This window comes from Paraburkholderia sp. WS6 (genome assembly GCF_030464835.1).
GTDB classification, from domain to species: domain Bacteria; phylum Pseudomonadota; class Gammaproteobacteria; order Burkholderiales; family Burkholderiaceae; genus Paraburkholderia; species Paraburkholderia madseniana.
Genome location: NZ_JALQCK010000004.1, coordinates 230,176 through 256,163, shown reverse-complemented (window position 1 = coordinate 256,163; position 25,988 = coordinate 230,176). Strand labels below are relative to the sequence as shown.

The following is a 25,988-nucleotide window of genomic DNA, read 5'->3' as shown; positions in this document are numbered from 1 at the left end:
AGTAGGTCAACTGTTGCAGTTTAGACCAGACGTGCCTCCCCCAGATTTCGTCCACTCCCCACTCAACGACAATTGGCGCATCCTGCAACGGATCTCATGCTGGAGGTTCGACGAAAATGTGAACTCGCCGGACTGCAACCACCGAGCCGGACCACCATTGGCCGGCGGTGGGCTCAGCATCGCGAGGCGGACGCTCTGAAGCGCGCGGCCCTTCCCGACGCGATGACAGCGCCGGGCTCGCTTGTCGCAAAGTACCCTTTGGAAATCGTTCAGGTCGACCATACACAAGCGGACGTCGTCCTGGTTAGCGAATACGACAGACGGGTGATCGGCCGCCCCTGGCTCACTATCGCTCTGGACGTGGCGACCAGATGCGTGTTGAGTTTTTACGTCGGCATGGAGCGTCCCGGAGCGGCCACCGTTGGTTTGCTGCTGACCAGAGCGGCATTATCCAAAGCCCCTTGGCTCGCAAAGATCGAGGCAGACGCAGAATGGCCGATGCGTGGAATTCCGCGGGTTCTCCATCTCGACAATGCTGCCGAGTTTAAGAGCAGGGCCCTTCGCAGTGGGTGTCGGGAATATGGCATCCACCTCATGTATCGTCCAGTCGGGCGTCCTCATTTCGGCGGGCACATCGAGCGCTTGAACCGCACCCTGATGGAGCGCGTCCGAGGCCTGCCAGGGGCAACCGGATCATCCCCAAAAGGCCGCAAAGCAAGGCAGTCCGAAAAGACGGCCTCGCTGACGCTTCGAGAATTCGAGCAATGGCTCGCGATCGAGATCGCCAGACGCTACCACCAGGTTCCGCATCGTGGGCTGCTTGGAGCAACGCCGGCCGACACGTGGCGGATGCTCGCGCGTAACCCTGATTCGCAGCAGCTTCCCGCGTCTACCGACGCTGAACTGAGGTTCCTGATCCGCTTTTTGCCTGTTGTGCAAAGGAAGATCCAGCTTTACGGACTGACACTGTTCCATGTTCGTTACTGGCATCCGATATTCGTTGCCTGGCGCGAGACACGGCGTTCGGTAACCGTTCGATTCCATCCCGAAGATCTATCGCGCGTTTTTGTGGCGGCAGGAAGCGGCGACTACCTCGAAGTCCGTTACGCCGACTTGAGGCGGCCGGCCATTTCGCTTTCCGAACACCGGGCAGCGTTGCAAGCCATTCGTTCGGAAGGGCAGCACACTGTCTCGGAAGCGCTAATTTTCAGGACGATAGAAGACCAACGGCGCGTGATCTCCAAAGCCAGGCAGACAACGGCTCGCGCGCGTCGACGGTCACGCAAAAAGAATGTCCCTTTGGAAGAGTTACTCGACAGGATTGTCCCGTTCACGCGTGAGACCACGGAGCATCAGGCTGAAACGGTCGATTACGCCGCGCCAGTTCAGGCCTTCGACGTAGAGCAATGGTGAGGTGACACATGAAGGATGGGACGCTTGCACATTTGCTACCGGCCGCCAGAAAGCAGGCCGAGTTAGGGAACGACGAAAGAATTCTCGGACTTCTTTGCGACCGCTGGATCGATTATCCCCGCGCGACGCAAGCCCTGCAGCAACTTCAGCGCCTTTTTGAGACGCCACGCCGCGACCGGATGCCGTGCCTGCTCTTGCACGGTGATTCGAATATTGGCAAGACGAAAATCACGGCCAAGTTTCGACGTGCGCATCCCAACGAGTTTGACGAGCGACGCGGGGTCGAACGCTGTCCGGTCGTCGCAATGCAGATGCCATCAACCCCGGACCAGCATCGATTCTATTCGGGCTTACTGTTCGAGCTAGGCGCCCCCCATAATGCTGCTGCCGGACTGGCATCCCTTGAACGATTAGCTCGCGATATTCTCAAGCGGGTGTCGCCCCGCATGCTTGTCGTTGATGAGGTGCACCATCTACTGGCGGGCACGTATCGCGAGCAGCGCGCATCGCTGAACCTCCTCAAGTTCCTGGCCAATGACCTTCAGATCAGCATGGTTCTGGTCGGCACCCGCGACGCGGTGCTGGCGCTTCAAACAGATACCCAGATGATAAGTCGTTATACGCCGTTCGAAATTCCACGGTGGCGGGAGAGCGACGGGTTGCGGCGGCTTCTCGCGGCATTCGAACGTGTGCTGCCGCTTCGCAAGCCATCGGATCTGGCGCGACGCGAGATCGTTCAATTTGTTCTGAGCGCGACGGGTGGATTGACGGGCGAGATATCCACGTTACTAAGCAACGCTGCCGAACTGTCGATTCGCACCGGCGACGAATACATCGGCATCACGTATCTCGAGCATGTCGGTCGAGTCGCAAAGTAGCGTAGCTCCATGGCCGATTGCCCCTCGGCCTTTCTACGAAGAAGCCTTCGGTGGCTGGTTAGGCCGTGTCGCGGCGCGATATCAGGTGAGCGTTGCGATGCTGTGGGAGATGAGCGCAAGCGAGCCGCTGCCCTTGCTTGGAACTGCGGGATGGATTCTTTTTCCTCCGATTTCGCAGGCGGCGCTCCAACGATTCGCAACACTCGGACGTCTTGATGAAGACAGATTGAGGCACATCCAGACGCCGTCGGCTTGGCTCATAAATCCGCGCTGCATGCCGTACTGTTTCCGATGCCTCGTGCTGAATGACGCAGACGTATCGGCGCCGCGCTGGAAACATGAGTGGCTCGAGCCGACAGCCGAATTCTGCAGCGTGCATCACACGCTCCTGGAAACAGTTCCCGCCTCTGTATTTCGGCTGTCGGGTCACTTTGCTGCCGCGCTGCGTGCGATCGGCCGTTATCGCGAGATGCGTAAGTTCAAGGACTACCGCCGTTTGCGTTAGCGGAATTAACGGACACGATTAGCGCTTCAACGGACCTTATTAGCGCAATTTACGAACTTCAACACCTGCGCCAGAACATTATTCCACGGACGGGGTGGGCCCGATGCTGTTGCATCGCTGATGCGTGTGAACAGCATCCTGTAGCCGGGGCCAATCAATGAGTGTTCGGTGGCTGGACCAAGTCCTTTGACACCTGCGCGTCCAGAGCGATCTGCCTGCGAAGCGCCTCGAAGCGCTCAAGTACATTGTCTCCGAAAAGCGGATCGGGGCTAGCCGGTACTGCCGCATCGACTGTATCCCAGTCCTGTTCTGTCAGCACTTGCGCAGCGCGAGGCATCACGTCTCGCTCCTCAGTGGAAAGGTGGTGACGATAGTACACAAGATACGTGGCCGTGGCCGCCTCCAGAGCGGCGCGCGGGATTACAATATCTCCCGCGGCTTCATTGATGCGAATCAGGAGTTCATCGCCGGCCGTGGCAATCACGCGATGCTCCTGCAGAAGGCGGTTCACCACGATTTGAGTCCCGGGATCCCGTTCAGCAAGCCGCGCGTACGCAACATCTTCCCGTGGATGATGAACACGATCGGAGAAATTCCGCATGTAGTAAAGGATATCGCCCATGAGAGCGTAATTCGGGCTCTCACTCCGGTCGAGCGCAGCTACCTGTTCTTCAAGAATGTCGAGTAGCCGGGCGAAATTAATGTGCTCGATGTGCCATACGGCAAGTGGGTCGGCCATGGCGTGCTCCATTGAAATGGATCAAGTGCACGATAGACCGTCTGGGCCAAAGCGGAAATGCATTCCTTGCGGCGCGGTCGGCAGCGCCCAGCGCGATCAGTGCAATTCAAATACTACTGGTTGCGACCCGAGAAGGACTGACACAGGTCAATCCACCGCGGCATCAGTGCGTGGAGATCCCGCTGGACCAGACGGCTGGGGCGTGACTTGCGTGCCACATGCACTTCGGCCGAGTACAAGGCAGCGAACATGACAGCAGGGATGGCGGTTGTCCCATGGTAGCGGTCTTCGTGCCGGCGCAGTCGCATATGGCCGGAGAGGGGCGTAACCTACGCCGCAACTTTCCGCAGCGGTTGCATCGGGCCATGCGGAGACATTCGCGCGAGCGCCGCAAAGTGGTCATTCTCGGCATTCACGATTCAATTATCTGGTCCGGCCAGTCCGCAAGTTCATCCTGGGCTACATAAAAGGCTCCGTGCATCGCCACCTCGAGATCGCGGTGTGAACAATGTCTTATATGTAGCAGCTTACCTGCCCGTGGAACAATGTCGAGGCGGCCCTCGTAGCCGTTGGGTCGTGCTCAATGTCAGACTTTCGTTCGGCAATCAGGCTGCACGCCAGTCTGGGGTCGCCAGCGAACTCGACCGCCATCCGTGCGGACAGAATGTGAAGCTTTAGCGCATGACTGGTGTCGTCGCCCCACCCCTCGTTGCCCTCCAGTTTGATGGGGAACAGTACCCGCGCCGTTTCGTATGTGTGAAACCGCACGCCTGCCATCAACTTTCTCTGCGCGCCGAGCCTGGATAGCTCATATGCTGAGCAGATGGCCCGGCCACTGATACTTTCAATCCGCTCAGCCTGACGAGAACGTCCATGAAAAAGATATTTGCTCCCCGGATGTCTGCGGTCGCGCTATTTGCCGCCGCTGGCATCGCCTTGATACCAGCCCTCACACAAGCCGAAGATGGCGCCCGCATTGCCGGGCAGATTTGCTCTGGCTGCCACGGTGTACACGGGCGCAGCGAATCGCCGATGTTTCCGAAGCTCAACGCCCAGACACCTGAATACATCGAAGCCCAGCTCAAGGGATTCCACGATCACGCGCGCGGTGAAACTGCTGCCCGCGATTACATGTGGGGTATGGCCGCACTGCTGGACGAGGCAGCCGTCAAATCGCTGGCCGATTATTATTCGCGTCAGGCCGCAACCCGGGGGGCGGCGGGTGACCCCACCCTGATGGCCAAGGGGCAGGAGATCTTCGAACACGGCGTGCCGGACAAGGGCGTACCGGCTTGCGCTTCATGCCACGGTGCGCTGGCCCAGGGGGCCGGTACTTTTCCGCGCCTCGCAGGGCAGCATCAGGAGTATCTGCTGCATCAGATCGAAGTCTTCCAGAACGGTACCCGCGGCAACGCGCCCGTGATGACCGCCGTCGCGCATACGTTGAGCGCCGACCAGGCGAAGGCGGTTGCGGCCTTTCTGCAATCCAGATAAGTGGTTGCCAATTTATGCGGTCGACGGGTGCTGGCCCCATGGTCCACCATGTCCGCACAGTCGTTGATCTCCATCAAAGCTGTGGTGTTAGCGCGCTTTGATGTCCAGCGGAGGATGACTAGCATTAAGGTATCGGCGCAGCTTCCTGCCCATGCCACTGGTGTGAAGCAGCAAATCGATTCGCCAATGCTTTTCATGTACTGCTGCGGAGTTTGATATGCAGGCTCTGGTAACGCGTTCCGCCATAACCGTCATCCTTCATGAACACGAGCAGATGTCGACCGTGGTAGAGGGCATGCGGCGCTTTGTGGGCCTGCTGGCAGCAGGTACGCCGGCTCCGGGCCTCATGGTGCTTCGGGCGATGCTTTATTACATCCGCGAGTACCCTCAGCAGGTGCATCATCCTAAAGAGGATCGCTATCTGTTCATGCCGCTGCGCGATCGGACGGATGAATTTGACCACGTCCTTACGGAGCTGGAGTCCCAGCACGCTCGAGGTGACGTGAGGTTGAGGGATATCGAGCACGCGCTGACCCGGTATGAATTGAAGGGTGCTCCCGCACTTCGGGAGCTGCGAGCCCTGGTGGATACGTATGCCGAGTTTTATGCAGACCACCGGTGTATGGAAGAGACGGTGATTTTGCCGGCCGCCAGGCGTCTGCTAACAGAAGAAGACTGGGCTGAAGTCGACGCCGCCTTTGGCGCAAATCATGATCCGTTCGAAGGGGCAAAACTTGAAGACGATCTCGGCAAACTATTCAAGATGATTGTTAAAACGATCCCGGAGGCGGAGAGTTAGCAGTCCGGTTGCGCGTTGCGATGGGTGGCCGGTCACGTGATGCAAGTGCGGATCAGCGGGATCCGTGGCCGCGTCATTGAACAAAGAGTTTTTGTGAGCACCAAACGCCGACGCGGGAGGGGATATGCAAGCCGCTCGTCACTTTCACCTGGAACTGCGGCACGCAAGCGTGCCGACCTATGTTGCCAGTTACCTCTTTCCGATCCTGCTGCTGGCGTATGAGGTGCATAGGGTGGGCAGGTGGATCTTCGATTACGGGATGAATTTCGCGAACTTCAGGTTCATGGGTTACGAGTTTCTGCTGATGCTTGTGTTCGTTGCGCTCCAGGTCGTCTTTGAAGGCATTTTCCTGATTGGGGCGTGGATGAGCCGGGATCACGATTTCGAACACCGGGTCGCGAATCTCCTTGCGGGTCTCGGCTGTTCGCTGGTCGTCATCGGTTTCGACCTGGCTTTGCAGTACGCCCTGTAACGCGAGTTCTGCGTGCCGGCCAGGTCCGCTTTCAGCAATGCCGACTGTGCCGTTAGGGTCGACTTGGGACGCCAACGCTCCGCGTCGGCGCAAGCTCGCATATTGATGCGAGCGGTGAAATCGTGCACTCGGACCGCACGCCACTTCGGTAACCGCTGACCTACAATATAAGCATGGTCGCGACCTAATAAGGAGGCTGCCATGACCCAGTCTATGATCTACTTCGTTGTCGGCTTGGCGGTCTTGTTGGTCGCCGGGTTCATGGTGGCACAACGTTACAGGCGCGATCACCCCGCAGAGGGGATGGCCCAGTGGCTTGATTCGCACCATATGGGTTGGCTGCACCGGCACAAACATTGATGCCGCATCGCAAAATGAAAGGCCCCGCATTCCAGCGGGGGTTCGTGCGATATATCGGAACTCACAATCTTCGGCAGTAGTTCTCCTGCTTGTCGCACTTCCGCGACCCGTGCGCGATACTTATCGACCACAGCCATCTTTGCTCAGGCGGCACTTATGTGACGATGAGCCGCGCTTCGATTTCCGCCGCGACTCGCGCAGGGCGCGCACCAATCACCGGCCGCCGTGATGAACAGGGTACGGAGCGTGACGATGAGAGACTTCAACGTGCCCGACACCCACCTCAAGCGCCTTGAACAAGCGGCCAGGGCACGGGCCTCGCGTTCCTTGCCGGCGCTCTCGCTCACCTTATTGATCTTCACACCGGGACAGCCATCCATCGTTGCCGCCGAGGAGCGCACCATGACCCTGACGCTAACGTCGCAAGCCTTCCGACAGAACGGCGAAATTCCCGCGCAGCATACATGCCAGGGCGCCGACGTATCGCCGCCGCTCGCGTGGTCCGGCGTGCCCGCAAACACAAAAAGCCTGGCGCTGATCGTCGACGACCCTGACGCGCCGGACCCGGCCGCGCCGAAAATTACCTGGGTACATTGGGTGCTCTACAACATCCCGCCGACGGCAACTCGGCTTCCCGATGGCGCTGCGGCGCAGGCTTTGCCGGGCGGTACACTCGAAGGCATCAATGACTTCAAGCGTGCCGCTTATGGGGGCCCGTGCCCGCCCGTGGGACGCCACCGTTATTTCCACAAGCTGTATGCGCTCGACACCGTACTGCCCGATTTGAAAGGGCCCAGCAAGGCGGCGCTTGAAAAGGCCATGCAGGGGCACGTACTAACGCACGCGGAACTAATCGGCACCTATCAGAAGCGATGAGCGATGCGTCGTTGCATGAATTGGGATTGAGGACAAAGGAAATCCAGTGGTGCCGACACGTTATCCACGCGCGTCAGGAAGAGATCGGCCACAAGCGGTCACTGAGGACCTGAAATTCACGGCCGGAAAGCAGTCGTTCGAGCTTGATGACGTTGAAATTCCTGATGTCGGATGTACGTTCACAAGAGCGTTTGATTCTGATCAAATCGCGAGGACAAAGACGATACACACTGTGATCTCGTCGTCGTGGACAATGGATTTGATATCGAGGCGGAATCGTGAGTACCTCATACGTCAGCCAGAATGCTCCGTCAGGAATCGATCGTATATTGGTCGCGGTGGATTTGTCACCGTCCTCGTTGCGCGCAACAGAGTTCGTCCGAAACATCGCCCCAACTACTGCGCACATTCGCCTCGTGAGCGTCGCCGACAATCCTCGGACGCTTAGTCCCTTGCATGCGAAGGCGAGTGTTGAACTGTATGCCGCACGCGCGGAACTTCTGCGTGACGCGGCAGATGCACTCGTTCAGGCAAAGCACGTCTTGGCGGGTTGTGATTTTGGCCTCGAAGAGGATGTAGTCGACCTTTCGAAGCGAGGTGGCGACATCGCCACGGCATTGATCGATGCTGCCGACGACTGGCGTGCCGATCTTCTGGTCGTCGGCGCACGTCAGCATCATGGACTACTGCGCTGGGTCGAAGGCACAGTGTCCCAGCCACTGACAATTCATTCCCGATGCTCGCTCCTGATCGTGCCGCCTTCCCACGAGGAAAAGTTGGCGCGCCCCCCGCAACGGGTTCTGATCGCGATCGACGGAAGCGCGCCGTCGTTTGAGGCTTTGAGGTACGGCATGCGGTTTGCGAAGCCGGAAGTCAGCATGCGGGCGGTCTATGTCGTCGATCGCGCGGTGCGTCTGACGGATTTTGTACCCATTCGTGTGCTTGAAGACGCGTTTATCGAAGAGGGTAAAGCGACGCTTGCCACGGCAGCGGAAATATTCGCCGGTTCGTCCTGTCACTGCGATACCGCGCTCATCAGTACCGAGCAGACAGGAGACGACATCGCCCACGCGATCGTTCGCCAGGCAGGTCACTGGAATGCTGACCTCGTGGTTATGGGCACACATGGCCGACGCGGAGTAGCGCGATGGCTGCTGGGCAGCGTCTCAGGCCGTGTCGCGCATATTACGCAGACGCCGTTGCTGCTTGTTCATGCGCGAGACTCGTGACACAACGTGTCGACGAGGCACTGCGCATGAATCGATATGCCGGCCTGCTCCAATGAATCGTGCAACGCTGCGAGCGTTTATGGCGAGCTGGGGGAACGGGTGGCCGGGAAGCCGACCTCGACGCCCAACCCCCGGCCGTCAATGCCCGATGTATAGGTTAGATGTCCGTCAAGGCGAGCCACGATTCGCGCGACGATCGAGAGCCCCAATCCACTACCGCTTTGACGGCTTCCCCCAGCCCGGAAAAAGCGATCGCTCAGACGTAACCTGTCCTGCTCCGTTACACCTGGACCGTTATCTCGCACAAGCAGTAGGGTCGCCTCCGACGTTCGCCGGGTCACGACCTCGACACTACCTCCCGTCTCGCCATACTTGATAGCGTTGTCCACCAGATTGTCCAGCAGGATACGCACGAGTGCGGGCTCCGCTAACATCGTCACGTGTGTATCTCCGTTCAGGACTAACCCGATCCCTTTGGACGACGCATTCGCTTCGTGAGCAGCGATGCATTCGCGGGCAATGGCATCGAGTTCCACGGTCGAAGCCGGTGCGGATACACCTTCGTCAAGTCTCGCCAGCAACAGAAGTTGATCCGCCAGATGTGTGCTCCTATCGACACCTTCAACGACCCGCTGCATCGCGAGGCGTTGTTTTGCCGGATCCCGCGTGGTAAGAGCGACCTGTGCCTGAACCTTGATCGCCGCCAGTGGCGACCTGAGTTCGTGTGCAGCATCGGCCGTGAAGGCCCGCTCACGGTCGAGTGACCCTCGCAGCCGCGAGAACAAAACGTTAAGCGCATCGACCAAGGGACGCACTTCGGCTGGCGTGCGACGCATATCAATGGGGTCCAGATTGCCGGCGTATCTGGCACCGATGGCCCGCGAGAGTGTTTTAAGCGGCGCGAGGCTGCTGCCAATGCCCACCCAGATCAGCAGTGCAAGAACCGGCAGCGCATAAGCAAGCGGCTTCGCGATGCGGCGCGCCACTCCTGCGCCCAGATCAGCGCGGCTATCGCTACGTTCAAATACCCGCACACTCCTGCCATGCGCCGCGTCATGGAGCACGTAGGTATTCCATTTGAGCGCGTCGTATTTCGGTACAGCGCCCGCCCCTGCCTGAGACGACGGCGGCTCCTTCGCGGCAGCACGCGGTAAACCGGGGCTCGCTGCAAGCAGGCGCCCTTCGGCGTCGCGTACCTCATAAAGGAGCCGGCGTGACAGGTCATCGTCGCCGTCATCGTCGGATGTATGAAATCCATCTTCGGTAAGCGCTGCCAGATCATTGGTATCCACGAGCGTCAGTGTGCGGGCCGCTTGTTCGATTCGCGCGTCGTCCCACTCACCGGTTTCAAGAACGGCCTGGCGATAACTCGAAACGAGGGCTGCCACCCACACGACCGAGACGCTCGCCAGCACCAGTAGCATCAGACGTTGACGGATTGACCCTGTCACAATGTCTTCTCCACAACGTACCCAACACCCCTGATCGTCCTGATCAATCCAGGTCCGAGCTTTTTGCGCAGATTGGAGATGTGCACCTCAACGGCATTGCTCTCTACCTCTTCCTGCCAGCCGTAAAGACTTTCCTCGAGGCGGGCGCGCGAGAGTGGAGTCCCTTGATGCGTCAGCAGCTCGATCAGCACAGCGCACTCTCTCGAAGTCAATGGCTGGCGCAAACCGTTACGTGTGACCGTGAATTTCGAGGGATCGACGCTCAGATCCTGATACTCGATCGTCTCGACGCTGCGGCCATGCGCGCGGCGCAAAAGCGCCCGGCAGCGCGCAATCAGTTCAGTGAGATCAAAGGGCTTGCCGAGGTAATCATCAGCGCCGGCGGTCAGGCCGCCTACCCGATCTGCTACCGTGTCCCTTGCGGTCATGACCAGAACGGGCGTATCGTCGCGACGGGCTCGCAGCCAATCCAGCAACTCGGTTCCAGATAGTCTCGGCAGACCGAGATCGAGCACCACCAGCTCGTACTCTGTTGTAGTCAGCGCCAGCATCGCCTCCCGGCCATCGTGCGCCCAGTCGACCGTCATTCCTGCATCGCGCAGACCTTCTTCGACGCCGCTTCCTATCAAATCATCATCTTCGACAAGTAACACTCGCATTTCGTCGCACTCCAAAAGGAACAGGCAGGCAGCGGAGCCCGCTGCAAATTACTAGCCCTGATCATGGGCATCGATCGTCAAGTCTAATCCCGCTTCGCATGCCTGCGCGACGATGTTCTGCTTAAGATTCCCTTCAGGCTCGCGTTGCAGCATGCATCTGCAAATAGCACCGTCGATATTGAATCAACCCACCTGACTATGGAGTTCCACGTGAAAACGATGAATGTTCGCCTCGCCGCTGCGGTTGCCCTGATTGCGCTGCCGTTTGCCGCGCATGCAACTGGATCCTGCACCACCGAACCAAAAACAAAATGGATGCAGGACAAGGAAGTTTCGAGCCAACTGGAGAAACAGGGTTACCAGGTCAAGCCCGTCAAGACTGAGGGGACCTGTTACGAGGTCTATGCATTGGACAAGAAGGGCAATCATCACGAGATGGTCGTCAATCCTGTCAATGGCAAGGCTGTCAGCGAGGAGGTCAACGAATGAGTTCACTGAGCCGAGGGGAAGGCGACGCCGCCCGATCAACGCTAGTGTGGGACCTGTTCATACGAGTGTTCCATTGGGGCCTTGTGGGTGCATTTGGTGGGGCATACGTTTTGAGCGAAGACGGCGGAACCCTCCATCATGCCCTCGGCTACGCGGTCCTTGGACTGGTGGCCGCGCGTATCGTATGGGGCTTCGCGGGAACGTACCACGCCCGCTTTGCCAACTTCGTACCGACACCGCGCGCCTTTGCGGAATACGCGAGAGCCATGGTGGCGGGCCGCGAGCGGCGGTACCTCGGACATAACCCTGCGGGCGGGGCGATGATCATTGCCCTTCTTGTGCTACTCACCGCGACGGGCGTGACAGGATGGTTGCTTACGACCAATGCATTCTGGGGTTCGGAGGCACTGGAAACTCTACACGGGGCAAGCGCCAACGCAGTGCTGGTGTGTGTCGCAGTTCATGTCGGTGGCGTTTTGCTGGCAAGCTGGCGTCACCGGGAGAATCTGGTCAGCGCGATGCTTACCGGCCGCAAGCGCAAAGATTAAAACCTCGCCGGCTGGTACAAGTGCACCGGCCGGCTATTCGCGGTTAGACAAGTTCGCCCGGAGATCCCCCCAAGGTTCGCCTATGGTTGCAGGTCCGGTCCGGCGCTCAAGTCCGCCAGTTTCCAGATGCTTTTTACTGCCGCCTGAAGCGGAACCTATGCTCGTTCAGAAGGTGTGCCCAGTCGAGCTTCATGAAGATGAACACCAATCCCAACAACACCAGTTGGGAAGCGATGAAATAAGCGCCCAGATACCCGCCTTCCAGCTCTGTCTCCGGATCGACGTACGAATGCGTCAACTGCGCGAGGTGCGTCCAGACCGCATAGCTTGCGAGACGCCCAAAAAAGAAAGGCACGCCGATGAGCCACAGGCGTAACCTGGTCAGCCCGTATGCAATGAACAGGTAGTTCGATGGAAATGGACTGAATGCATACAGCAGCAGTGCCCCCGCGGTGACCGCCTTCCTTTTTTCCAGCCAGACCTTCACCACGTCGATGTTTTGCCGATCCGCTTCGCGCATCAGGTGTCCGCGCACGAGCCAACCGGAGCATTGCGCGAGAATCAGGCGTCCCGTCGTGGCAGCGCTCGCCGCGACGACGGCGAGCAGCAGCGGATTCTGCTCGGGATGATTGGAACCCATCCACGACATCGCTATCCATGTCGGAGGCGCGAAGGCCGGAATGAGGTTGAGCAGCAAAATGGCCACGAAGAGCACTGCCATCGTCATCACAGGAGGACTCTCCGCAAGTCGGTTTTGTGCATGCTATACGCCCGCATCAGGGACTGAGCAGCGCAACCAGTCCAAACAGTCGCGCCAGGGCAGGAACGGTCAACAAAAGCAGAAGCGCTGCCCCCGTTACGCCCAGAACAATCGGAAGGTAGCGATTCTGCTGAGGCGCATGGGCACGGCTCCCAGACCGCTGCAACACGCGGATCACAAAGATCAACGCAACATTGCCCGCTACGAGTGATACGAATGTGAGTGTGCGAGCGAAGGGCAGTTGGTAGCCATGAGTCAGCAGGCCAGCGTACAGGGTCAGCACCAGCATGGCGGCCAGAGCGCCTGCCGCGGCCCCTTGAGCCAATGCGCGATTCGATAGCAGCCGCGCGCCGGCGCGACGCGGCGGCAGACGCATCAGGTTCTCGCGTTCAGGCTCGTTCTCGAACACGACCGAGCAGACCGGATCGATAACCAGTTGCAGAAAAACGATATGAACCGGCGCAAGCATCGGCGGCCAGCCGACAAGAACCGGAATCATGGTGGCGGCTATCATCGGAATGTGAACGGCAACCGTGTAGCTGATCGCTTCCACGAGATTGGCGTAGATACGCCTTCCCAGCCGGATCGCTGACACGATCGGCGCGAAGTCGTCGCGTAGCAGAACCAGCGCGGCTACCTCGCGTGCAACCTCGGCGCCGCGCAGCCCCATCGCAATGCCGATGTGCGCCGCCTTTAGCGCGGGCGCGTCGTTCACGCCGTCACCGGTCATCGCGACCACCTGGCCGCTTTCCCTGAGCGCGTTGACGAGCCGTAGCTTCTGCTCCGGTTTGACGCGGGCGAATGTGTCAACGTTCTCTATGGCCTCGCGAAGCTGTGCGTCGTCCATCCCTGCCACTTCCTGGCCGGTCACGATTCGCGCGCCGTCGATGCCGACTTCGGTCGCAATCGCCCGTGCCGTCGACGGATAGTCGCCGGTGATCATCACAACGCGGATGCCGGCTGCCTGGCATTCTGCGATGGCACCTGCGACCTCCGGCCGGACCGGGTCCAGCAGGCCGACCAGCCCCACGAAAGAGAACTCGAAGTCATGCTGCTGTTCCGGCCAATCGGGACGTGAGTGCCGTGCCTTGGCTACCCCAAGCACCCGCAGCCCACCCGCGGCCATCTGCGCGGCCTGATCAAGAACAGTCTGCGTTTCCAGTTCGCCCAGGTGACACAAAGCACAGACCGCTTCTGGCGCGCCCTTGCAGGCCACTGCGTGATGGTCGAGTTCTGGCGCGTGCCATACGTGGGACATGGCCGGCAATTCCGGCGAGAGAGCGTACTCGTGAACCAGCGACCAGTCCTCGTGGAGATGTCCCGTGCCGGCGAGCCCAACCCGGCCTGTTTCGTGAAACGCACGCTCCATTGGATCGACCGGCTCGATTTCGCTGGCGAGCACCAGATATTCAATGAGTTCGTGATACGCCTCGTCAACGCACTGCGTGGCCTGATCGATGACGTGCCGCTTTCCTTGCGCGAAGAGCACGCGCACCGACATGCGGTTTTGCGTCAATGTGCCCGTCTTGTCGACGCACAGCACTGAGGTCTGGCCAAGGGTTTCGATCGCACTCATGCGGCGCGTCAGCATGCCTTCGTTAGCAATGCGGCGAGCCCCTAACGCCATGAACACGGTCAGTATCACGGGAATCTCCTCGGGAAGAATCCCCATGGCCAGCGTGATCCCGGCGAGCACGCCTGGAAGCCATTCCCCGGAGCGCCAACGATAGGCCACGACGAGCAGCACACACAGCGCGATCGCCGCCAACGCGAAGCGATTGACGAATGTTCTCGTCTCCAGTTGCAACGGCGAGCGGGCTTCCGCGATGCAGGTCAACGACTTTCCAATGCGACCGAGCGTCGTATCCGGCCCCGTCGCAGTCACGATCATGCGCCCCTGACCCTGCACCACCATCGACCCGAAAAAAAGCTGCCCGCCTGGATCTTCCTCCGGAAGTGCATTGACTCGCGCCACGGACTTGTTCACCGAAACGGACTCGCCCGTCAATAGTGACTCGTCTACGCTCAGTTCGTGAGCCTCCGTCACGGTGCCGTCCGCGGGCACGCGTGCGCCTTCGTCGACGAAAACCAAGTCGCCCGGCACCAGTTCGGCAGCGGAAACGAGTTGCCGTTGCCCGTCTCGAAGTACCTGCGCGCGGGGTGCGGACAGTTCGCGAAGAGCGTCGAGAACCTGTGCGGTGCGGTGACTTTGAAAAACCGTGAGAAAGACGATCCCAATCACGAACGCGAGGAGCGTCAGTGCCTCCGAAACGTCCCCGAGCACAAAGTAGATACCACTCGCAACGAGCAACAGAAGGAACATGGGCTCACGGAGTACCTCCCACAGCGTCTGCCACCATGTGCGCCGGGCCGTTGAGTCCACAACGTTGCGGCCGAATCGGACACGCTGCTCCTCCACCTGCGCGCTCGACAGCCCACGCTTCATGTCGGCATGCCCGGCCGGCGGCGCCAATTCGACGTGGCCAGAGACTACGTCCGGGCCGGGCTCAACGGGATTTGTCTGCATTCTGGTGTCCATCAGTACGCGGATTGCGACACGGAACAGGCCGCTCAGGGCCGGCCCATATCTGGACAGCTTTTACAGATGTGCACGACTCCGCGACGATCCGGATCTTCCCAGTAGAAACGCAATTCAGCCCCGCCACGTGTGGGCACCTGGATCCTTTTGGTTTCCGTGATGTGACGCATTTGCGCCCCAACCTGATAGCGCCGTGCAGGTAGGCGGACAAAGAGGAACGGTCCCTCTGTCCGAACGGTCAGGACGGGTCGGCCAGCTCCCGACGTTATCGTTACATCGACGTCGGACAGATAGCTCCCTGTCTTCGACGCGAATGTTATGCGAAAGTTGTAGCCTGGAGCTGCGGCGCGAAATACCTGAACTTCATCTTCGCCCACGCCGCCAGTTATGTAGGAGACGCCGGTTTGCGAAGCGGCTTGCGGTAGCGATTGCGCGAGCGCAGCGCCACTTGCACAGGCGCAGAACAGGGGAGGTAGAAGCAACGAAACGCGGGCGTTCATGAACATGGAAATTCTCGATATGCGAACTTTCTGGCGATGCGGGCGACCGAAACCGTGGTTTGTTGGCGCCTGGACAAGAAATGTTCAATCCGCTGGCGACAGGCTCCGCAGGCAACGTATCCATTTTCAGAATGACGCCAGGCGAACACGAAGACGTTGACCTGCGTCAAGTAGCTGACTTCCGGGTGAAATAGCCTGAACTCAGCGATCCGTTGTTGCAGCGTTGCGCGGCCGCAGATCTGACTGTCGGATACCCGGAGGTGGATGATGATCAAGCTGATTCCAGGGCGGTGGAGCATCCTGGGTGCACTGCTGATATTTTCGTCTTCCGTTGTCGTAGCCAAGGAGCTGGCGACCATCGATACGCATACCCAGCGATATGGTTCTCACATCGCCATTTCGGCTTACGACGATCCCCTCGTGAAAGGCGTGACCTGCTATGTCTCAGAGTCGCATTCCGAGGGCGCACTGGGAAGTGGACGAATCTCCCGCGGGACGGATCTGACGGCATCCTGCCATCAGACTGGCGACATCCGGGTTGCCGAAAGTGTGCCCAGACAAGCACAAGTATTCACGGCTGAGTCAGATCCAACTTTCGACTCGCTCCATATAATCCGGGTGCTGGACACCGAACGTCACTCGCTTGTCTACTTCACGTACAACGAAGACGAGGTTGCAGGAGACTTGCCGGGTCGCATCTATGTGATCCGTTTGCCGGCAGGTCCCAGGATGCCCACCGGACAGTAACTGCCATGAACTCCACTTCGTTCTGCGTGCGTAGACGCGCTCCATGGGTGAAAGCGGGGACCACCTATGCCCTCCTTGTCTTCGCGATAGGATTCGTTCTCGGTGCAATACGCGTCCTGGTGCTGGTGCCGCATCTCGGCGCAACTACCTCCGTGGTACTGGAAACGCCGATCATGCTTGCGGCCAGTTGGAAGGTTGCGCAATGGAGTGTGCAGTGGTTCAATCTGCAACCCGATAGGCGTAGTCGTCTCCCTATGGGGATCGTGGCCTTCATCGTTCTCGTGGTCGCAGAACTTGGTGTCGCTGTGTTCGCGTTTGGTGAGTCTTCGGCACAGTATGTTTCGGGTATCGGGTCGATTGCTGGAGGGATCGGCTTTGCGGCACAGATCTGCTTTGCCGGATTCCCCTGGCTACAAGCCTACCGACATTGAGCGGCTACGAGGATCAACATGGAAATCAATTCGCGAGATTTTCGGGTCCCGGAAGGCGGACGGGTCAAGCTCGACAAATGGCCGACGAAGGTAGAGCCCGCGTACAGTTCACGGGAACACTACCAACAATTGCTGGGTGAACACGTCGCGCGCCTGAGTTCTCTGCAGCAGTTGCTCTATGCCTTCAACCGATATGCCGTTCTGCTTATTTTCCAGGCAATGGACGCAGCCGGTAAGGATGGTGCCATCAAGCATGTCATGTCGGGCGTGAACCCACAGGGTTGTCAGGTTTTCAGTTTCAAACATCCCAGCCCCATTGAATTGCAGCATGACTTCCTTTGGCGCACTACGCGCGATCTGCCCGAGCGTGGACGAATCGGCATCTTCAACCGGTCCTATTACGAAGAGGTGCTGATTGCTCGCGTTCATCCCGAGATTCTCGATAACGAAGGCCTACCGGATGCACTGCTCGACGAAAAGACGGTGTGGCATGACCGCTATCGTTCGATCTTGGACCTGGAGTTACACCTTTCCGGGAACGGCACGCGGATCGTCAAGTTCTACCTTCACATCTCGAAGGAAGAGCAGCGCAAACGTTTCCTGCAGCGCATAGACGACCCCGAGAAAAACTGGAAATTCAGTGTTGCCGACGTCGAGGAACGGCGATACTGGAACCAGTACATGAAGGCCTACGAGGAATGCCTCAATGCGAGCAGCACCCAGCGCGCTCCCTGGTACATCGTTCCAGCCGACGACAAGGAGAACGCGAGGCTGATCGTGTCGAAGATCGTTCTTGAGACGCTTGAGGAACTTGAAATGACCTATCCGAAGGCGCACGCTGAACGCAGAAAGGAATTGCAGTCAATTCGTGCGCAGCTCGAGAAATGAGGAATGGGAACTGAGCGAAGTCAGGATTGCAAGTGAGGCCCGCTCTGGAGAATGCGGTAGAAGCATGGCATGTCAGGACGGTGCCATTTACAGATTGAACCGAGCTGCGCACAAGCTAGCCGGTCAATCACTCGCTCGTACAGTCAACGCCGTGCTGCGCGGAATAGCTGCGAACAGCAGCTGTCACGGTCTCGAAAAAGTGTGTTTCGTCAAACATTTCAAAGAGGCCGTAGGCTCGCAGTCGGTCTTTCACCGGGCCTTTCATTTCCGCAAAATACAGAGCAACGTTCGCTGCTACAAGCTCTTGATAAAGCCCAGAGAGCATGTCAGCAGCCGTGACGTCGATATCGGTGATCGGCTCCGAGGCGACGACCAACCAGGCTGGTGGTTGGGAGGCCTGCGCGATCGCCTGTCGCACGTGCTGGCGAAATATGTCCGCATTTGCAAAAAAAAGTGGTGCATCCCAGCGAATCAGCAGAAGACCGGGGACCTGCTTTGCGTCAGGGTGCCGCACAACATCGTGATACCCGGGTCTTCCTTCAATCTTGCCCAATACGGCATCGTAAGGGTGCCACGCGCGCCAAATGAATGACAGCAGCGACAATCCGATTGCGATGAAGATGCCCTGTACGACGCCGACAGTCAGGACACCTGCGAAGCAGGCCACGGACAATATGAACTCGCTGCGGCGCATTCGATAAAGGCGAGTCACGTTTCCAAGATCGACGAGCGAAAATGCGGCAGAGACAATGACGGCGGCAAGCGCCGCGCTAGGCACGTGCGTTAGCAATGTCGGGGCCGCGATCAGCAGAAATGCGATACAGAGCGCGGACACAACGCAGGTCAACTGTGTCTTTGCACCAGCTGCCTCAGCAACTGGCGTTCGCGACGCACTACTGCACACTGGGACACCCTGTAACAGACCGGCCGCGATATTAGCAAGGCCAAGCGCCACCAGTTCCTGGTTCCGGTTGACCGTGTAGGCGCCACGCAGGGCAAACGCTCGGGACAAAACGCTCATATCGGCGAACGACACGAGAGCAATCGCGACCGCCGCGCCGATCAACGCCCGTACATCCTGCAGCGACACCGCGGGAAGGTGAAACATCGGCAAGCCCTCAGGTAGCCGGCCTACGACAGCAATGCCGGCGCGGGCCTCCGGTTCGAGCAACCAGACTGCTGCGGTTGCCGTGACCACGACAATCAAGGTGCCTGGCAATGCAGTCGCATACCGCTTGAGCGATACCATCGCCGCCAGGCACGACAAGCCAATCGCACAGGCAACCCAGTTTATTTTCCCGGCGGCGACACCATGGATTACGCTAGCCACATCGTCCAGAAAAGTACCGCCTGGAATCGCAAATCCAAGCAATCTGGAAAACTGGCCCGCGAACAGTGTCAATGCAATCCCGTTGAGATAGCCGTACTGAATTGGCTTGGAAAGAAGGTCTGTTACAAAGCCCAGCCTGAACAGTCCGATCAGGACGCAGAAGATACCCGACATAATTGCCAGCACTCCGGCGAGTGCAAGAGCCGATTCTGGACGGCCGCCAGCGAGAGGAACCACAGCAGCCGCGATCAGCACCGTCAGTGCAGAGTCGGGACCGAGAACGAGAATTCGACTTGGGCCGAAAATGGCATATGCGATCAGGGCGGCGATGCTTGCATATAGGCCACCGACGCCTGGCAGCCCGGCGGCTTGCGCAAAGCTGAGTCCGGTAGGCACGAGTACTGCAGTCAGCACGATGCCGGCAAACACGTCTTTCGTGAGCCAGCCGGGCTCGTAGGTTCGCAACGTAGAGGCTGCCGGTATCCAGCGCCATATCCCTTCCGGTGGCTGTTCAGTGCGACGCCATAGATGTGGATGGTGTGGCATATGCGTGTGCAGGATTCGGGAAGCTGTGCTAGAGACCGCAGGAACACGGACATCACGCGCTATGGCACCTTTACTCTGGAAGCAAGTTTTTGCTGTATTGCCCGGATTGCGCTACCGCCAGCAATCATCCTGTTTGACATCGATCAACCTGGGCGAGATCGGACTTGCCGCACGGATCCGCCGTTGCCGGACTTGTTCTTCTGGGTATTCAACCTATGCTGAGCCTATCACGACCAGGACGGCTCGTTTTGAGGAATGGCTTTCTGCGGTCATTCGAATTCTGAAGTACCTCAAACCGGACAGTGACGACTGGCTGCTTCGGGTCGATGAACAGCGCCCGCCGACGGCGGTAGTGTGAGGCTGACCGGTTTGCGGCAGTTTCGCTGCCGCGCTCGATGCCGGCTAACATGATGACTGGCATCCGTACTCGATGCATATCCGGACCGGGTCATCCGATCGACATTGGGGCGGGGCCGTGACCATCCGCAAGCCGTGGATTCGCGCACTCGCGTTCTGCGTAGCGGGGTCGCATTGGCAGATGAAGTCAAGGTGATGATTTCGGGTGGGTTCGCGTCGGCCTATCGCGGACTGGGCCCGCAATTCGAGGAGGCGACCGGCCGTAAGCTAATCACCGTCTGGGGGCCCGCAGTGGGTACGGCCGCGAATGCGATCCCTGTGCGGCTTGCGCGCGGCGAGTGGGCCGACGTGCTGATCGTGGTTGGGTATGTGCTCGACGATCAGATCAATGTCGGCAAGGTCTTGCCTGACAGTAAGGTGGACTTCGCACGCTCGGCAATCGGCATGGTGGTTCGCGAGGGGACGCCGAAGCCGGAAATCAGCTCGGCCGACGCATTGCGGCAAGCGTTGCTCGCAGCGAAGTCGATCGTCTATCCGGACAGCCCCAGTGGCGTCTATGTTGACAGCGAACTGTTCCGGCGTCTCGGCATCGCGGGGCCGATGGAGAGCAAGAGCCGCATGATTCCGGTCGCGCAGGTCGCCGAGGCCGTCGCGAATGGAGAAGCTGAGATCGGAATTCAGCAGGTCGTCGAACCGTTGTCGGTGAAGGGGGTGACGGTGGTCGGCAGTTTGCCCGGAGAAGTGCAGAGGTACACGGTGTTCTCCGGGGGCATCGCCACCAATGCGAAAAATCCGGCCGGCGCAGAGGCGCTGATCCATTTTATGTCGTCACCGGACGCGGCGCCCGCAATTTCGAGGACGGGGCTCGAACCGCTTTCGGCGACGCCTACGAAATGAGCGAGAACGCGTGTCCTATTCGCCGTTCGACCTGAGTGGCCGGCGACTTTCCGGGAACGGCCATCCAGTCAGCCGAAGAATTTTTTAGCTGTCCGCCGTCGAGGGCAAGACGAGGCGTTCGCTATGACGCTGCTACCTTCAGTTAGGAACTCCTTGCGACTTTCGGTCCACGCTCTGGTCACTGGTCCGGAAACTCGACTATTGATGGAGTTCTCTGCGCACAGATCGCCGCAATAAACTCAGTAACAGTCATCTGATAGCGGACTTCTCGACGGATGCCAGGCGTCCTTCGGTCGATATCGGTCAGCACGACAGCTTTGCCGTCGATCGACGCCTCAAGGCGCAACGCGCGAATCTCGCGTTCGGATGGGGCTTCCGTCTCCGACATAAGCGTCATCGTGCCTGCTGCACTATGGACAGGCATGGTGAGTCCCCTTCACTCGTCCAGATCAGCACTGTGCCAGCAACTCGCTGTGCGAACTTCGCTGAAATCCTTGTTGTAGTACGCTCACGAACAGAGGTGGGAGTCGTTACCTGAGCTTTGCGAAAATCTGATTTCCAGGTACATCCACGAACCAGTGTGAGTCACGGCTTATCGTCAGCAGCGGAATCGCTAACGTCGACAGGAATACGAGTGATTCTTATCTGCATTGACAAACCGAAAACTTATGCGTTAACGCTGCTATCGGGTCCCGTGAAGAATGGGACCCCATCAAGGTTTGGCTTGCAGGCTATGGTGCGCCAACTTTTCTGAACAAACAGTAGGACTTATCCCACGCGTCGGCGAGCAAAGACCCCCTCTCCGCAGCACGAGGCCGTCGTGGGCAGGAGAGTGCATCACCGGCATGCACCTTCGCTTTACTGGCGACGGGTCGACCGACCCTATCAACGATATTCGTCAAGACGTTAACTGTTCGGTTGTGTCCGGCTCAATGAGTCCGTGACGTAATGTGATCTACGTCAAAGTATGCGTGGAGAATGTCAGAAGGGGAATGCACCGTCGCCTACGCGTTGGGATTCGGTGTCTTTATCGAGTATGGATTGAAGCGCGCAGCTTCGTCGCCGGTCCAATCATTGAGCTGCGCGAATCTCCGTTGCAGCGATTCCATTTCGTTGCGACCAAATACCTCATCAGCCGTATCGGTCGATCAAGGGACCGTGTATCGCGCCCTTGAGTATCTCGCACCGGCAAACTTCTCAGGCACCGCTGATTTAACTTGTGGTTGGCACTGGCGCTCTTCTGATCCACGTCAAATGGGGTCGGGCCAAGGCGGTCGATGATGCGATCAGGCGAGAAAAACTCATAACTCGCAGGTTCATCGATCGATGTCGGGAGACCGTCATGAAAAAATTCCTTGTTGCTGTTGTCACTGGTCTTGCCCTCAGCGGCCAGATGTTACCGACAACCGCAGCCGCGCAGACCACGCAAACGAAAAAGGCCCCTCCCGCGCAGGTGCCTAACACCGCTGAATTCGACAAGCAGCTCGCGCAGGTTCGGGCAGAGATGAAAACGATGCAAGCCCAAATGGATCAGGTCCGTCAGACGCAGGATCCACAAGAGCGGCAGCGGCTTTTGCAGCAACACTGGGCCACGATGCAAAGTGCCATGAGCGCAATGCGCGGTCTATGGCGACCGGGAATGATGGGCGGTCCTGGGATGATGGAGCCCGGAATGATGGGCGGTTGGGGGCATATGGGCGGCTATTACTCGAACCTGACACCCGAACAGCTTCGGCGACGCCAGTATATGACCGACCAGTACCTGAACATGCAGCAGATGATGATGAACAATATGATGTTGCACCAGCAGTACCTGATGGGGTTGCCTGCATCGACGAAATAGACGCGGACGCCGCCGTGAACGCTGACGATCGCCGATCTGTGCCACGGTACCTGATCAGTCACGCCTGGCAACTAGAGGAAGAAATGGCTGTTGTCGCCCGGAAGCTGCCCTTGGGGTCGCGCTTCCCGCAACGGCCGGAGAGGGTCGCCCGCGTCGGTAGGACATTCGAGCGACTTCTCTGCGCGGACAACGAGCCTTCGATTTAGTCGATTGCAACCGTTCGTAAATAGACAATGCTTGTTCAATTGAGACTGGGCGGCAGCGTTCCGAGCTGATGGAAGACACTTAGCCAGTCCTCGAGATGCCAGGTTTTCGCTATACGTTCGCCGCGGAACTCGTGAAAAGAGTGAATCGCAAACTCGATTGGCTTGGATGTCGCTGCGATGCCCATCAGAGATCCAGACTGCGTTCCCCTGACTTTTGCCCGCACGCCAACCATGTTTCCGTGGATCAATACATCCAGGATCTGAATGTCCATGTCCGGCAACGCAGAAGCCAAGTCAACAAATACTGGAATCATCTGGTCTGGCCCCCCGGCCGGCCCGAAAGACGCAGGCACGTATTGCCAGTCGGGCGTAACAACCGTCCGCAGAAGCGCTACGTCTTTTTGAGCGTGCGCGCGGTAAAAGCGGCCAATGATCTGCTGCGCAAGATCGCGGGTTACTTCGTTTGCCTGGACCATGGCATCACCTCTCACCGACAGAAGACGACACGCCCGGTCTAGAGGGCATGTTGCAAGGCAAAATCGAAGGCGAGGATGCCAATGGAACAGCCCACCCCAGCCAGAACATTTGTAATTCGATTATCGAGATCGTGATGTCGCCCCAACCAGGCTCCCAGGAGGAAAGCGACTTCGAAAATGATCTGGAGTGCGACGAACACGAGCATGAGCAGATACTCATAGCCCATAAACTTGTAGTTTGAGAAATTCATCCCGTAGTCGAAAATCCACCTGCCGACGCGATGAGTTTCGTAGACGAATAAAAGAAACGGGAACAGATAACTGGCAACGTACGTGGGCATCGTTGCGTGCCGCAGTTCCAGACGAAAGTGGTGCATGGCTTGCATATCGCCTCCCTTCTTGGCGGCAAGCGTCCTCACATCCTGTCACACCTGGAACGATCTGGCGGGCGGTCAAACATTCCATGAGTGTCGCTCGCAGAATGCGCTCTTGCCGGGCCGAACTGGTGATTCCCGGATGAAGGGCACTTACCGTCTAGCATGAACATGCGCCAACGCTGTCGCATTGACGCAGATCAACATTTGCATTTCCTATGGTTCCCGGGTGGCCTTGACGATCATCGCAAAGAGGCGGCCGAGATCTGCCTCAACCGTGACGCCGTCGAACGGATCGCGGTTTGTGCCAAACGCCTCGTCCAGCTCGTTCCAGTCTTCCTCCGTCAGCCACTGACGCGCGGCAGGCAGAATCACCTCTTCTTCCAGGCGCCTGTGATTTGCGGAGAACGCGGCGTATTCTTCGACCATCTTGCGCAACACCGGGAGCGCGGACTCGCCAACGAGTTCGTATCGGGTCAACGCATGTTCGATGTTTCGTATTCGAGCCTTGCCCTCAGCGTGCTGTTTCTCTAACTCGTCGATGGTCTTGTCGAGGTCGTTGGCATGGTGTCGCAAGCGCGCGAACAGGTAGCGCTCTTCCTTGGGATGATGTAGCTGCTCCGGATACTCGCTAATGTAATACAGCATGGACCGAAACATCGTCGGTCTAGGCACGGCTGCGCCGGCACCGAGCAGTTTGACAAAGCGTTGCATGCCCGTGACGACCATCGTTAGCTGCTGGTGTTCCCTAATGATGACCCGTACGGCCTTTCTCGCTACCGGCGTTTGCATATCGAACCCCTTACCCGTCGACACGGCGGGTTCAGCCTGCGGACGGCTGAGTCCCGTGTATCAAAAGTATGGAGGGCACGACGGGTAACCCTATGATCTGCATCAAGGATTCAGGTCAACTCTCGGCCTCAAAGCGGTGTGAGGATGCTTCTGGCAATAGGAGTATTCGTCCTTTTCATGAGAAATCTGGCGCTTTCGCCCAGAAAATCCAAATGCATCAACGGCTTGAAGAATCGTTGACGGCGCGAAATCGCCGAACCGGAGAGCCTTTCTGCAAGCGTCTCTGCGCGAGGCTACCGTCAGATTTCTCACGAGAAGGACGATTGCCCCCTGGAGGGCGAAAAACAGAGTAAACCTCAGCGATCGGAGATGCAGATACCCTCAGTTGAAGGGAAACATAAATCGGCCCGTCACGCTCGTATAGCGATAGCCGCTACCGCCCCCCGCGAAGCCAGCCGTGTGGTTGTTGGTCGTTTCCACGGCGACCTGCCACTGCATGGTCCGGCTACGGTGATTTTGCAGGCCGATGCGCGCTCCCCAGATGTTGACCCCCCCGTTCTCCGTATTCTGACGCCCAAGGTCAGCGCTCACGAAAAATGCCGCCTTGTCGCTGAGTGCGGCTCGCCAGGAAAGCCCACCCGAATACTCGGCCAGCCAGCGTGGCGAGTAGTAGTCGCCACGATTGGGATTGCTGTCGTAGTAGTTCCGAGTCTTGATGTAGGAGTTCAGCCCACTGTTTGCCACCAGTTCGTAATTCCATCGCGTGCGCAGCATTGGACGCGTGTTGTGATCCGAGAACCACATCGCACCCGCTACCGCCCCGACGGTAAAACGCGGAGTGAACTGATGATCCAGTACCAGCATGAGGCTGTTATACGTCAGACCTTGCTCAATCCCGCTGATCGAATCGACCACATTTCGCTCGGCGCTCACGCCGAGCGACGTGTCACCGCTGATGTGCCGCATATAGTCGAGCATGCCTGTTGGCGTAGCGTAGCCGCCGGTGTCCATGACGCCCAGCTGCGCGTCCACGATCTGCTGCGCGTCATGTTGTCGGTACTGCCCGTACAAGCCTCGCCCGTAGACCGACCAGTCGGGCGCGTTGTAATGCGTAACGCTCGCGCCCAGCCCCCAGCCATTCGGGAAAAGATAGCCGATGTTCGCCCGTTCTTCGTTGAAGTGGTCGCTGTCGTTGCTGAACAATGCATCTCCGGTCAGCGTGCCGTATTTGCCCGGTCCATCGTGGGACTGGGCATACGCGGACACTGGCGTGCATATTGCCAGGACGCTGGCGAGGCTCAGCGTGCGCCAGAGCGCACGCGCGTCAAGATGGCTGCATGCATACATGAATGAACAATCCCTTTCTTTTTTGCGTTAGCTCGTCACTTGG

The 25,988-nt window shown here is 58.6% G+C and carries 29 protein-coding genes and 1 pseudogene; 17 read left to right on the top strand and 13 right to left on the bottom strand.

The window, feature by feature from the left end; all coding sequences use genetic code 11:
* The first annotated feature begins 96 nt into the window (after positions 1 to 96).
* From M0D64_RS07515 to M0D64_RS07505, 3 genes are read left to right on the top strand one after another with little or no spacing between them, the layout of a single operon-like run.
* Positions 97 to 1,413 carry a Mu transposase C-terminal domain-containing protein gene (locus M0D64_RS07515; protein ID WP_266257181.1) on the top strand — a complete coding sequence of 439 codons (1,317 nt, stop codon included), beginning with the start codon at positions 97 to 99 and terminating at the stop codon, positions 1,411 to 1,413.
* A gap of 8 nt (positions 1,414 to 1,421) precedes the next feature.
* Positions 1,422 to 2,291: a TniB family NTP-binding protein gene (locus M0D64_RS07510; protein ID WP_266257180.1), complete on the top strand. Its 870-nt coding sequence runs from the start codon at positions 1,422 to 1,424 to the stop codon at positions 2,289 to 2,291.
* Positions 2,269 to 2,796: a TniQ family protein gene (locus M0D64_RS07505; RefSeq protein ID WP_266257179.1), complete on the top strand. Its 528-nt coding sequence runs from the start codon at positions 2,269 to 2,271 to the stop codon at positions 2,794 to 2,796. The genes M0D64_RS07510 and M0D64_RS07505 overlap by 23 nt, the downstream gene beginning before the upstream one ends.
* 154 nt (positions 2,797 to 2,950) lie before the next feature.
* On the opposite strand, the gene M0D64_RS07500 is transcribed toward M0D64_RS07505, so the two are convergent.
* Positions 2,951 to 3,535 carry a hemerythrin domain-containing protein gene (locus M0D64_RS07500; protein WP_266257178.1) on the bottom strand — a complete coding sequence of 195 codons (585 nt, stop codon included), beginning with the start codon at positions 3,533 to 3,535 and terminating at the stop codon, positions 2,951 to 2,953.
* An 873-nt stretch (positions 3,536 to 4,408) separates the two neighbouring features.
* Here M0D64_RS07500 and M0D64_RS07495 point away from each other — a divergent pair.
* The 6 genes from M0D64_RS07495 (at position 4,409) to M0D64_RS07470 (ending at position 8,765) form a co-directional block, all read left to right on the top strand.
* Positions 4,409 to 5,029, top strand: coding sequence for a c-type cytochrome (locus tag M0D64_RS07495; protein WP_266257177.1), 621 nt, complete (start codon positions 4,409 to 4,411; stop codon positions 5,027 to 5,029).
* Positions 5,030 to 5,246: 217 nt separating this feature from the next.
* Positions 5,247 to 5,828, top strand: a complete 582-nt coding sequence (locus tag M0D64_RS07490; protein ID WP_266257176.1) for a hemerythrin domain-containing protein — start codon at positions 5,247 to 5,249, stop codon at positions 5,826 to 5,828.
* Positions 5,829 to 5,952: 124 nt separating this feature from the next.
* Positions 5,953 to 6,300, top strand: coding sequence for a hypothetical protein (locus tag M0D64_RS07485; RefSeq protein WP_097389460.1), 348 nt, complete (start codon positions 5,953 to 5,955; stop codon positions 6,298 to 6,300).
* Positions 6,301 to 6,501: 201 nt separating this feature from the next.
* Entirely contained in the window at positions 6,502 to 6,660 is a 159-nt protein-coding gene (locus M0D64_RS07480) for a hypothetical protein (protein WP_154563341.1), read from the top strand.
* A 402-nt stretch (positions 6,661 to 7,062) separates the two neighbouring features.
* The gene (locus tag M0D64_RS07475) at positions 7,063 to 7,536 is read left to right on the top strand and encodes a YbhB/YbcL family Raf kinase inhibitor-like protein (RefSeq protein WP_266257237.1); all 474 of its coding nucleotides are present in this window, start codon (positions 7,063 to 7,065) and stop codon (positions 7,534 to 7,536) included.
* Between the two features lie 278 nt (positions 7,537 to 7,814).
* On the top strand, positions 7,815 to 8,765 hold the full coding sequence (locus tag M0D64_RS07470; RefSeq protein ID WP_266257175.1) for a universal stress protein: 951 nt from the start codon (positions 7,815 to 7,817) through the stop codon (positions 8,763 to 8,765).
* Positions 8,766 to 8,842: 77 nt separating this feature from the next.
* Here M0D64_RS07470 and M0D64_RS07465 read toward each other — a convergent pair whose 3' ends face one another.
* Together M0D64_RS07465 and M0D64_RS07460 are read right to left on the bottom strand one after the other, a co-directional pair.
* Positions 8,843 to 10,189, bottom strand: a complete 1,347-nt coding sequence (locus tag M0D64_RS07465; RefSeq protein WP_266257174.1) for an ATP-binding protein — start codon at positions 10,187 to 10,189, stop codon at positions 8,843 to 8,845.
* A 23-nt stretch (positions 10,190 to 10,212) separates the two neighbouring features.
* The gene (locus M0D64_RS07460; protein WP_266257173.1) at positions 10,213 to 10,875 is read right to left on the bottom strand and encodes a response regulator transcription factor; all 663 of its coding nucleotides are present in this window, start codon (positions 10,873 to 10,875) and stop codon (positions 10,213 to 10,215) included.
* 219 nt (positions 10,876 to 11,094) lie between these two features.
* Between M0D64_RS07460 and M0D64_RS07455 the strand changes: the two genes are divergently transcribed.
* Both M0D64_RS07455 and M0D64_RS07450 read left to right on the top strand, forming a co-directional pair.
* A complete protein-coding gene (locus tag M0D64_RS07455) occupies positions 11,095 to 11,364 on the top strand; it encodes a PepSY domain-containing protein (protein WP_266257236.1) in 270 nt (89 codons plus the stop codon).
* Entirely contained in the window at positions 11,361 to 11,912 is a 552-nt protein-coding gene (locus M0D64_RS07450; RefSeq protein ID WP_266257172.1) for a cytochrome b/b6 domain-containing protein, read from the top strand. The genes M0D64_RS07455 and M0D64_RS07450 overlap by 4 nt, the downstream gene beginning before the upstream one ends.
* Before the next feature lie 133 nt (positions 11,913 to 12,045).
* On the opposite strand, the gene M0D64_RS07445 is transcribed toward M0D64_RS07450, so the two are convergent.
* The 3 genes from M0D64_RS07445 to M0D64_RS07435 all read right to left on the bottom strand — a co-directional run bounded on the left by M0D64_RS07445 (position 12,046) and on the right by M0D64_RS07435 (position 15,986).
* Positions 12,046 to 12,642 carry a hypothetical protein gene (locus M0D64_RS07445; RefSeq protein ID WP_266257171.1) on the bottom strand — a complete coding sequence of 199 codons (597 nt, stop codon included), beginning with the start codon at positions 12,640 to 12,642 and terminating at the stop codon, positions 12,046 to 12,048.
* Between the two features lie 46 nt (positions 12,643 to 12,688).
* Positions 12,689 to 15,199, bottom strand: a complete 2,511-nt coding sequence (locus M0D64_RS07440) for a cation-translocating P-type ATPase (RefSeq protein WP_266257170.1) — start codon at positions 15,197 to 15,199, stop codon at positions 12,689 to 12,691.
* A gap of 508 nt (positions 15,200 to 15,707) precedes the next feature.
* Entirely contained in the window at positions 15,708 to 15,986 is a 279-nt protein-coding gene (locus M0D64_RS07435) for a hypothetical protein (RefSeq protein WP_266257169.1), read from the bottom strand.
* Between M0D64_RS07435 and M0D64_RS07430 the strand changes: the two genes are divergently transcribed.
* The 3 genes from M0D64_RS07430 to M0D64_RS07420 are packed head-to-tail and all read left to right on the top strand — an operon-like array spanning position 15,979 to position 17,777.
* Positions 15,979 to 16,458 carry a CreA family protein gene (locus M0D64_RS07430; RefSeq protein ID WP_266257168.1) on the top strand — a complete coding sequence of 160 codons (480 nt, stop codon included), beginning with the start codon at positions 15,979 to 15,981 and terminating at the stop codon, positions 16,456 to 16,458. The two genes, M0D64_RS07435 and M0D64_RS07430, sit on opposite strands and share 8 nt — an antisense overlap.
* A gap of 5 nt (positions 16,459 to 16,463) precedes the next feature.
* Complete coding sequence (locus M0D64_RS07425) at positions 16,464 to 16,889, top strand: hypothetical protein (RefSeq protein ID WP_266257167.1); 426 nt, start codon at positions 16,464 to 16,466, stop codon at positions 16,887 to 16,889.
* 18 nt (positions 16,890 to 16,907) lie between these two features.
* The gene (locus M0D64_RS07420; RefSeq protein ID WP_266257166.1) at positions 16,908 to 17,777 is read left to right on the top strand and encodes an ADP-polyphosphate phosphotransferase; all 870 of its coding nucleotides are present in this window, start codon (positions 16,908 to 16,910) and stop codon (positions 17,775 to 17,777) included.
* 127 nt (positions 17,778 to 17,904) lie between these two features.
* Here M0D64_RS07420 and M0D64_RS07415 read toward each other — a convergent pair whose 3' ends face one another.
* Positions 17,905 to 19,653, bottom strand: a complete 1,749-nt coding sequence (locus M0D64_RS07415; protein ID WP_266257165.1) for a SulP family inorganic anion transporter — start codon at positions 19,651 to 19,653, stop codon at positions 17,905 to 17,907.
* 61 nt (positions 19,654 to 19,714) lie between these two features.
* On the opposite strand from M0D64_RS07415, the gene M0D64_RS07410 reads away from it, so the two are divergent.
* Both M0D64_RS07410 and M0D64_RS07405 read left to right on the top strand, forming a co-directional pair.
* A complete protein-coding gene (locus M0D64_RS07410) occupies positions 19,715 to 20,011 on the top strand; it encodes a hypothetical protein (RefSeq protein ID WP_266257164.1) in 297 nt (98 codons plus the stop codon).
* Positions 20,012 to 20,184: 173 nt separating this feature from the next.
* Positions 20,185 to 20,907, top strand: a complete 723-nt coding sequence (locus tag M0D64_RS07405; RefSeq protein ID WP_266257163.1) for a substrate-binding domain-containing protein — start codon at positions 20,185 to 20,187, stop codon at positions 20,905 to 20,907.
* A gap of 178 nt (positions 20,908 to 21,085) precedes the next feature.
* On the opposite strand, the gene M0D64_RS07400 is transcribed toward M0D64_RS07405, so the two are convergent.
* Together M0D64_RS07400 and M0D64_RS07395 are read right to left on the bottom strand one after the other, a co-directional pair.
* The gene (locus M0D64_RS07400) at positions 21,086 to 21,331 is read right to left on the bottom strand and encodes a hypothetical protein (RefSeq protein ID WP_266257162.1); all 246 of its coding nucleotides are present in this window, start codon (positions 21,329 to 21,331) and stop codon (positions 21,086 to 21,088) included.
* A 580-nt stretch (positions 21,332 to 21,911) separates the two neighbouring features.
* A pseudogene (locus M0D64_RS07395) lies at positions 21,912 to 22,049 on the bottom strand (capsid portal protein); the annotation flags it as partial.
* 200 nt (positions 22,050 to 22,249) lie between these two features.
* On the opposite strand from M0D64_RS07395, the gene M0D64_RS07390 reads away from it, so the two are divergent.
* Positions 22,250 to 22,750 carry a hypothetical protein gene (locus M0D64_RS07390; RefSeq protein ID WP_154560335.1) on the top strand — a complete coding sequence of 167 codons (501 nt, stop codon included), beginning with the start codon at positions 22,250 to 22,252 and terminating at the stop codon, positions 22,748 to 22,750.
* Between the two features lie 241 nt (positions 22,751 to 22,991).
* On the opposite strand, the gene M0D64_RS07385 is transcribed toward M0D64_RS07390, so the two are convergent.
* From M0D64_RS07385 to M0D64_RS07370, 4 genes are all read right to left on the bottom strand, one after another.
* Positions 22,992 to 23,432: an ester cyclase gene (locus M0D64_RS07385; protein WP_266257161.1), complete on the bottom strand. Its 441-nt coding sequence runs from the start codon at positions 23,430 to 23,432 to the stop codon at positions 22,992 to 22,994.
* Positions 23,433 to 23,470: 38 nt separating this feature from the next.
* A complete protein-coding gene (locus tag M0D64_RS07380) occupies positions 23,471 to 23,818 on the bottom strand; it encodes a hypothetical protein (protein WP_266257160.1) in 348 nt (115 codons plus the stop codon).
* Between the two features lie 204 nt (positions 23,819 to 24,022).
* Entirely contained in the window at positions 24,023 to 24,598 is a 576-nt protein-coding gene (locus tag M0D64_RS07375) for a hemerythrin domain-containing protein (protein ID WP_266257159.1), read from the bottom strand.
* Positions 24,599 to 24,979: 381 nt separating this feature from the next.
* Positions 24,980 to 25,945, bottom strand: a complete 966-nt coding sequence (locus M0D64_RS07370) for a hypothetical protein (protein ID WP_266257158.1) — start codon at positions 25,943 to 25,945, stop codon at positions 24,980 to 24,982.
* Positions 25,946 to 25,988: the final 43 nt, after the last annotated feature.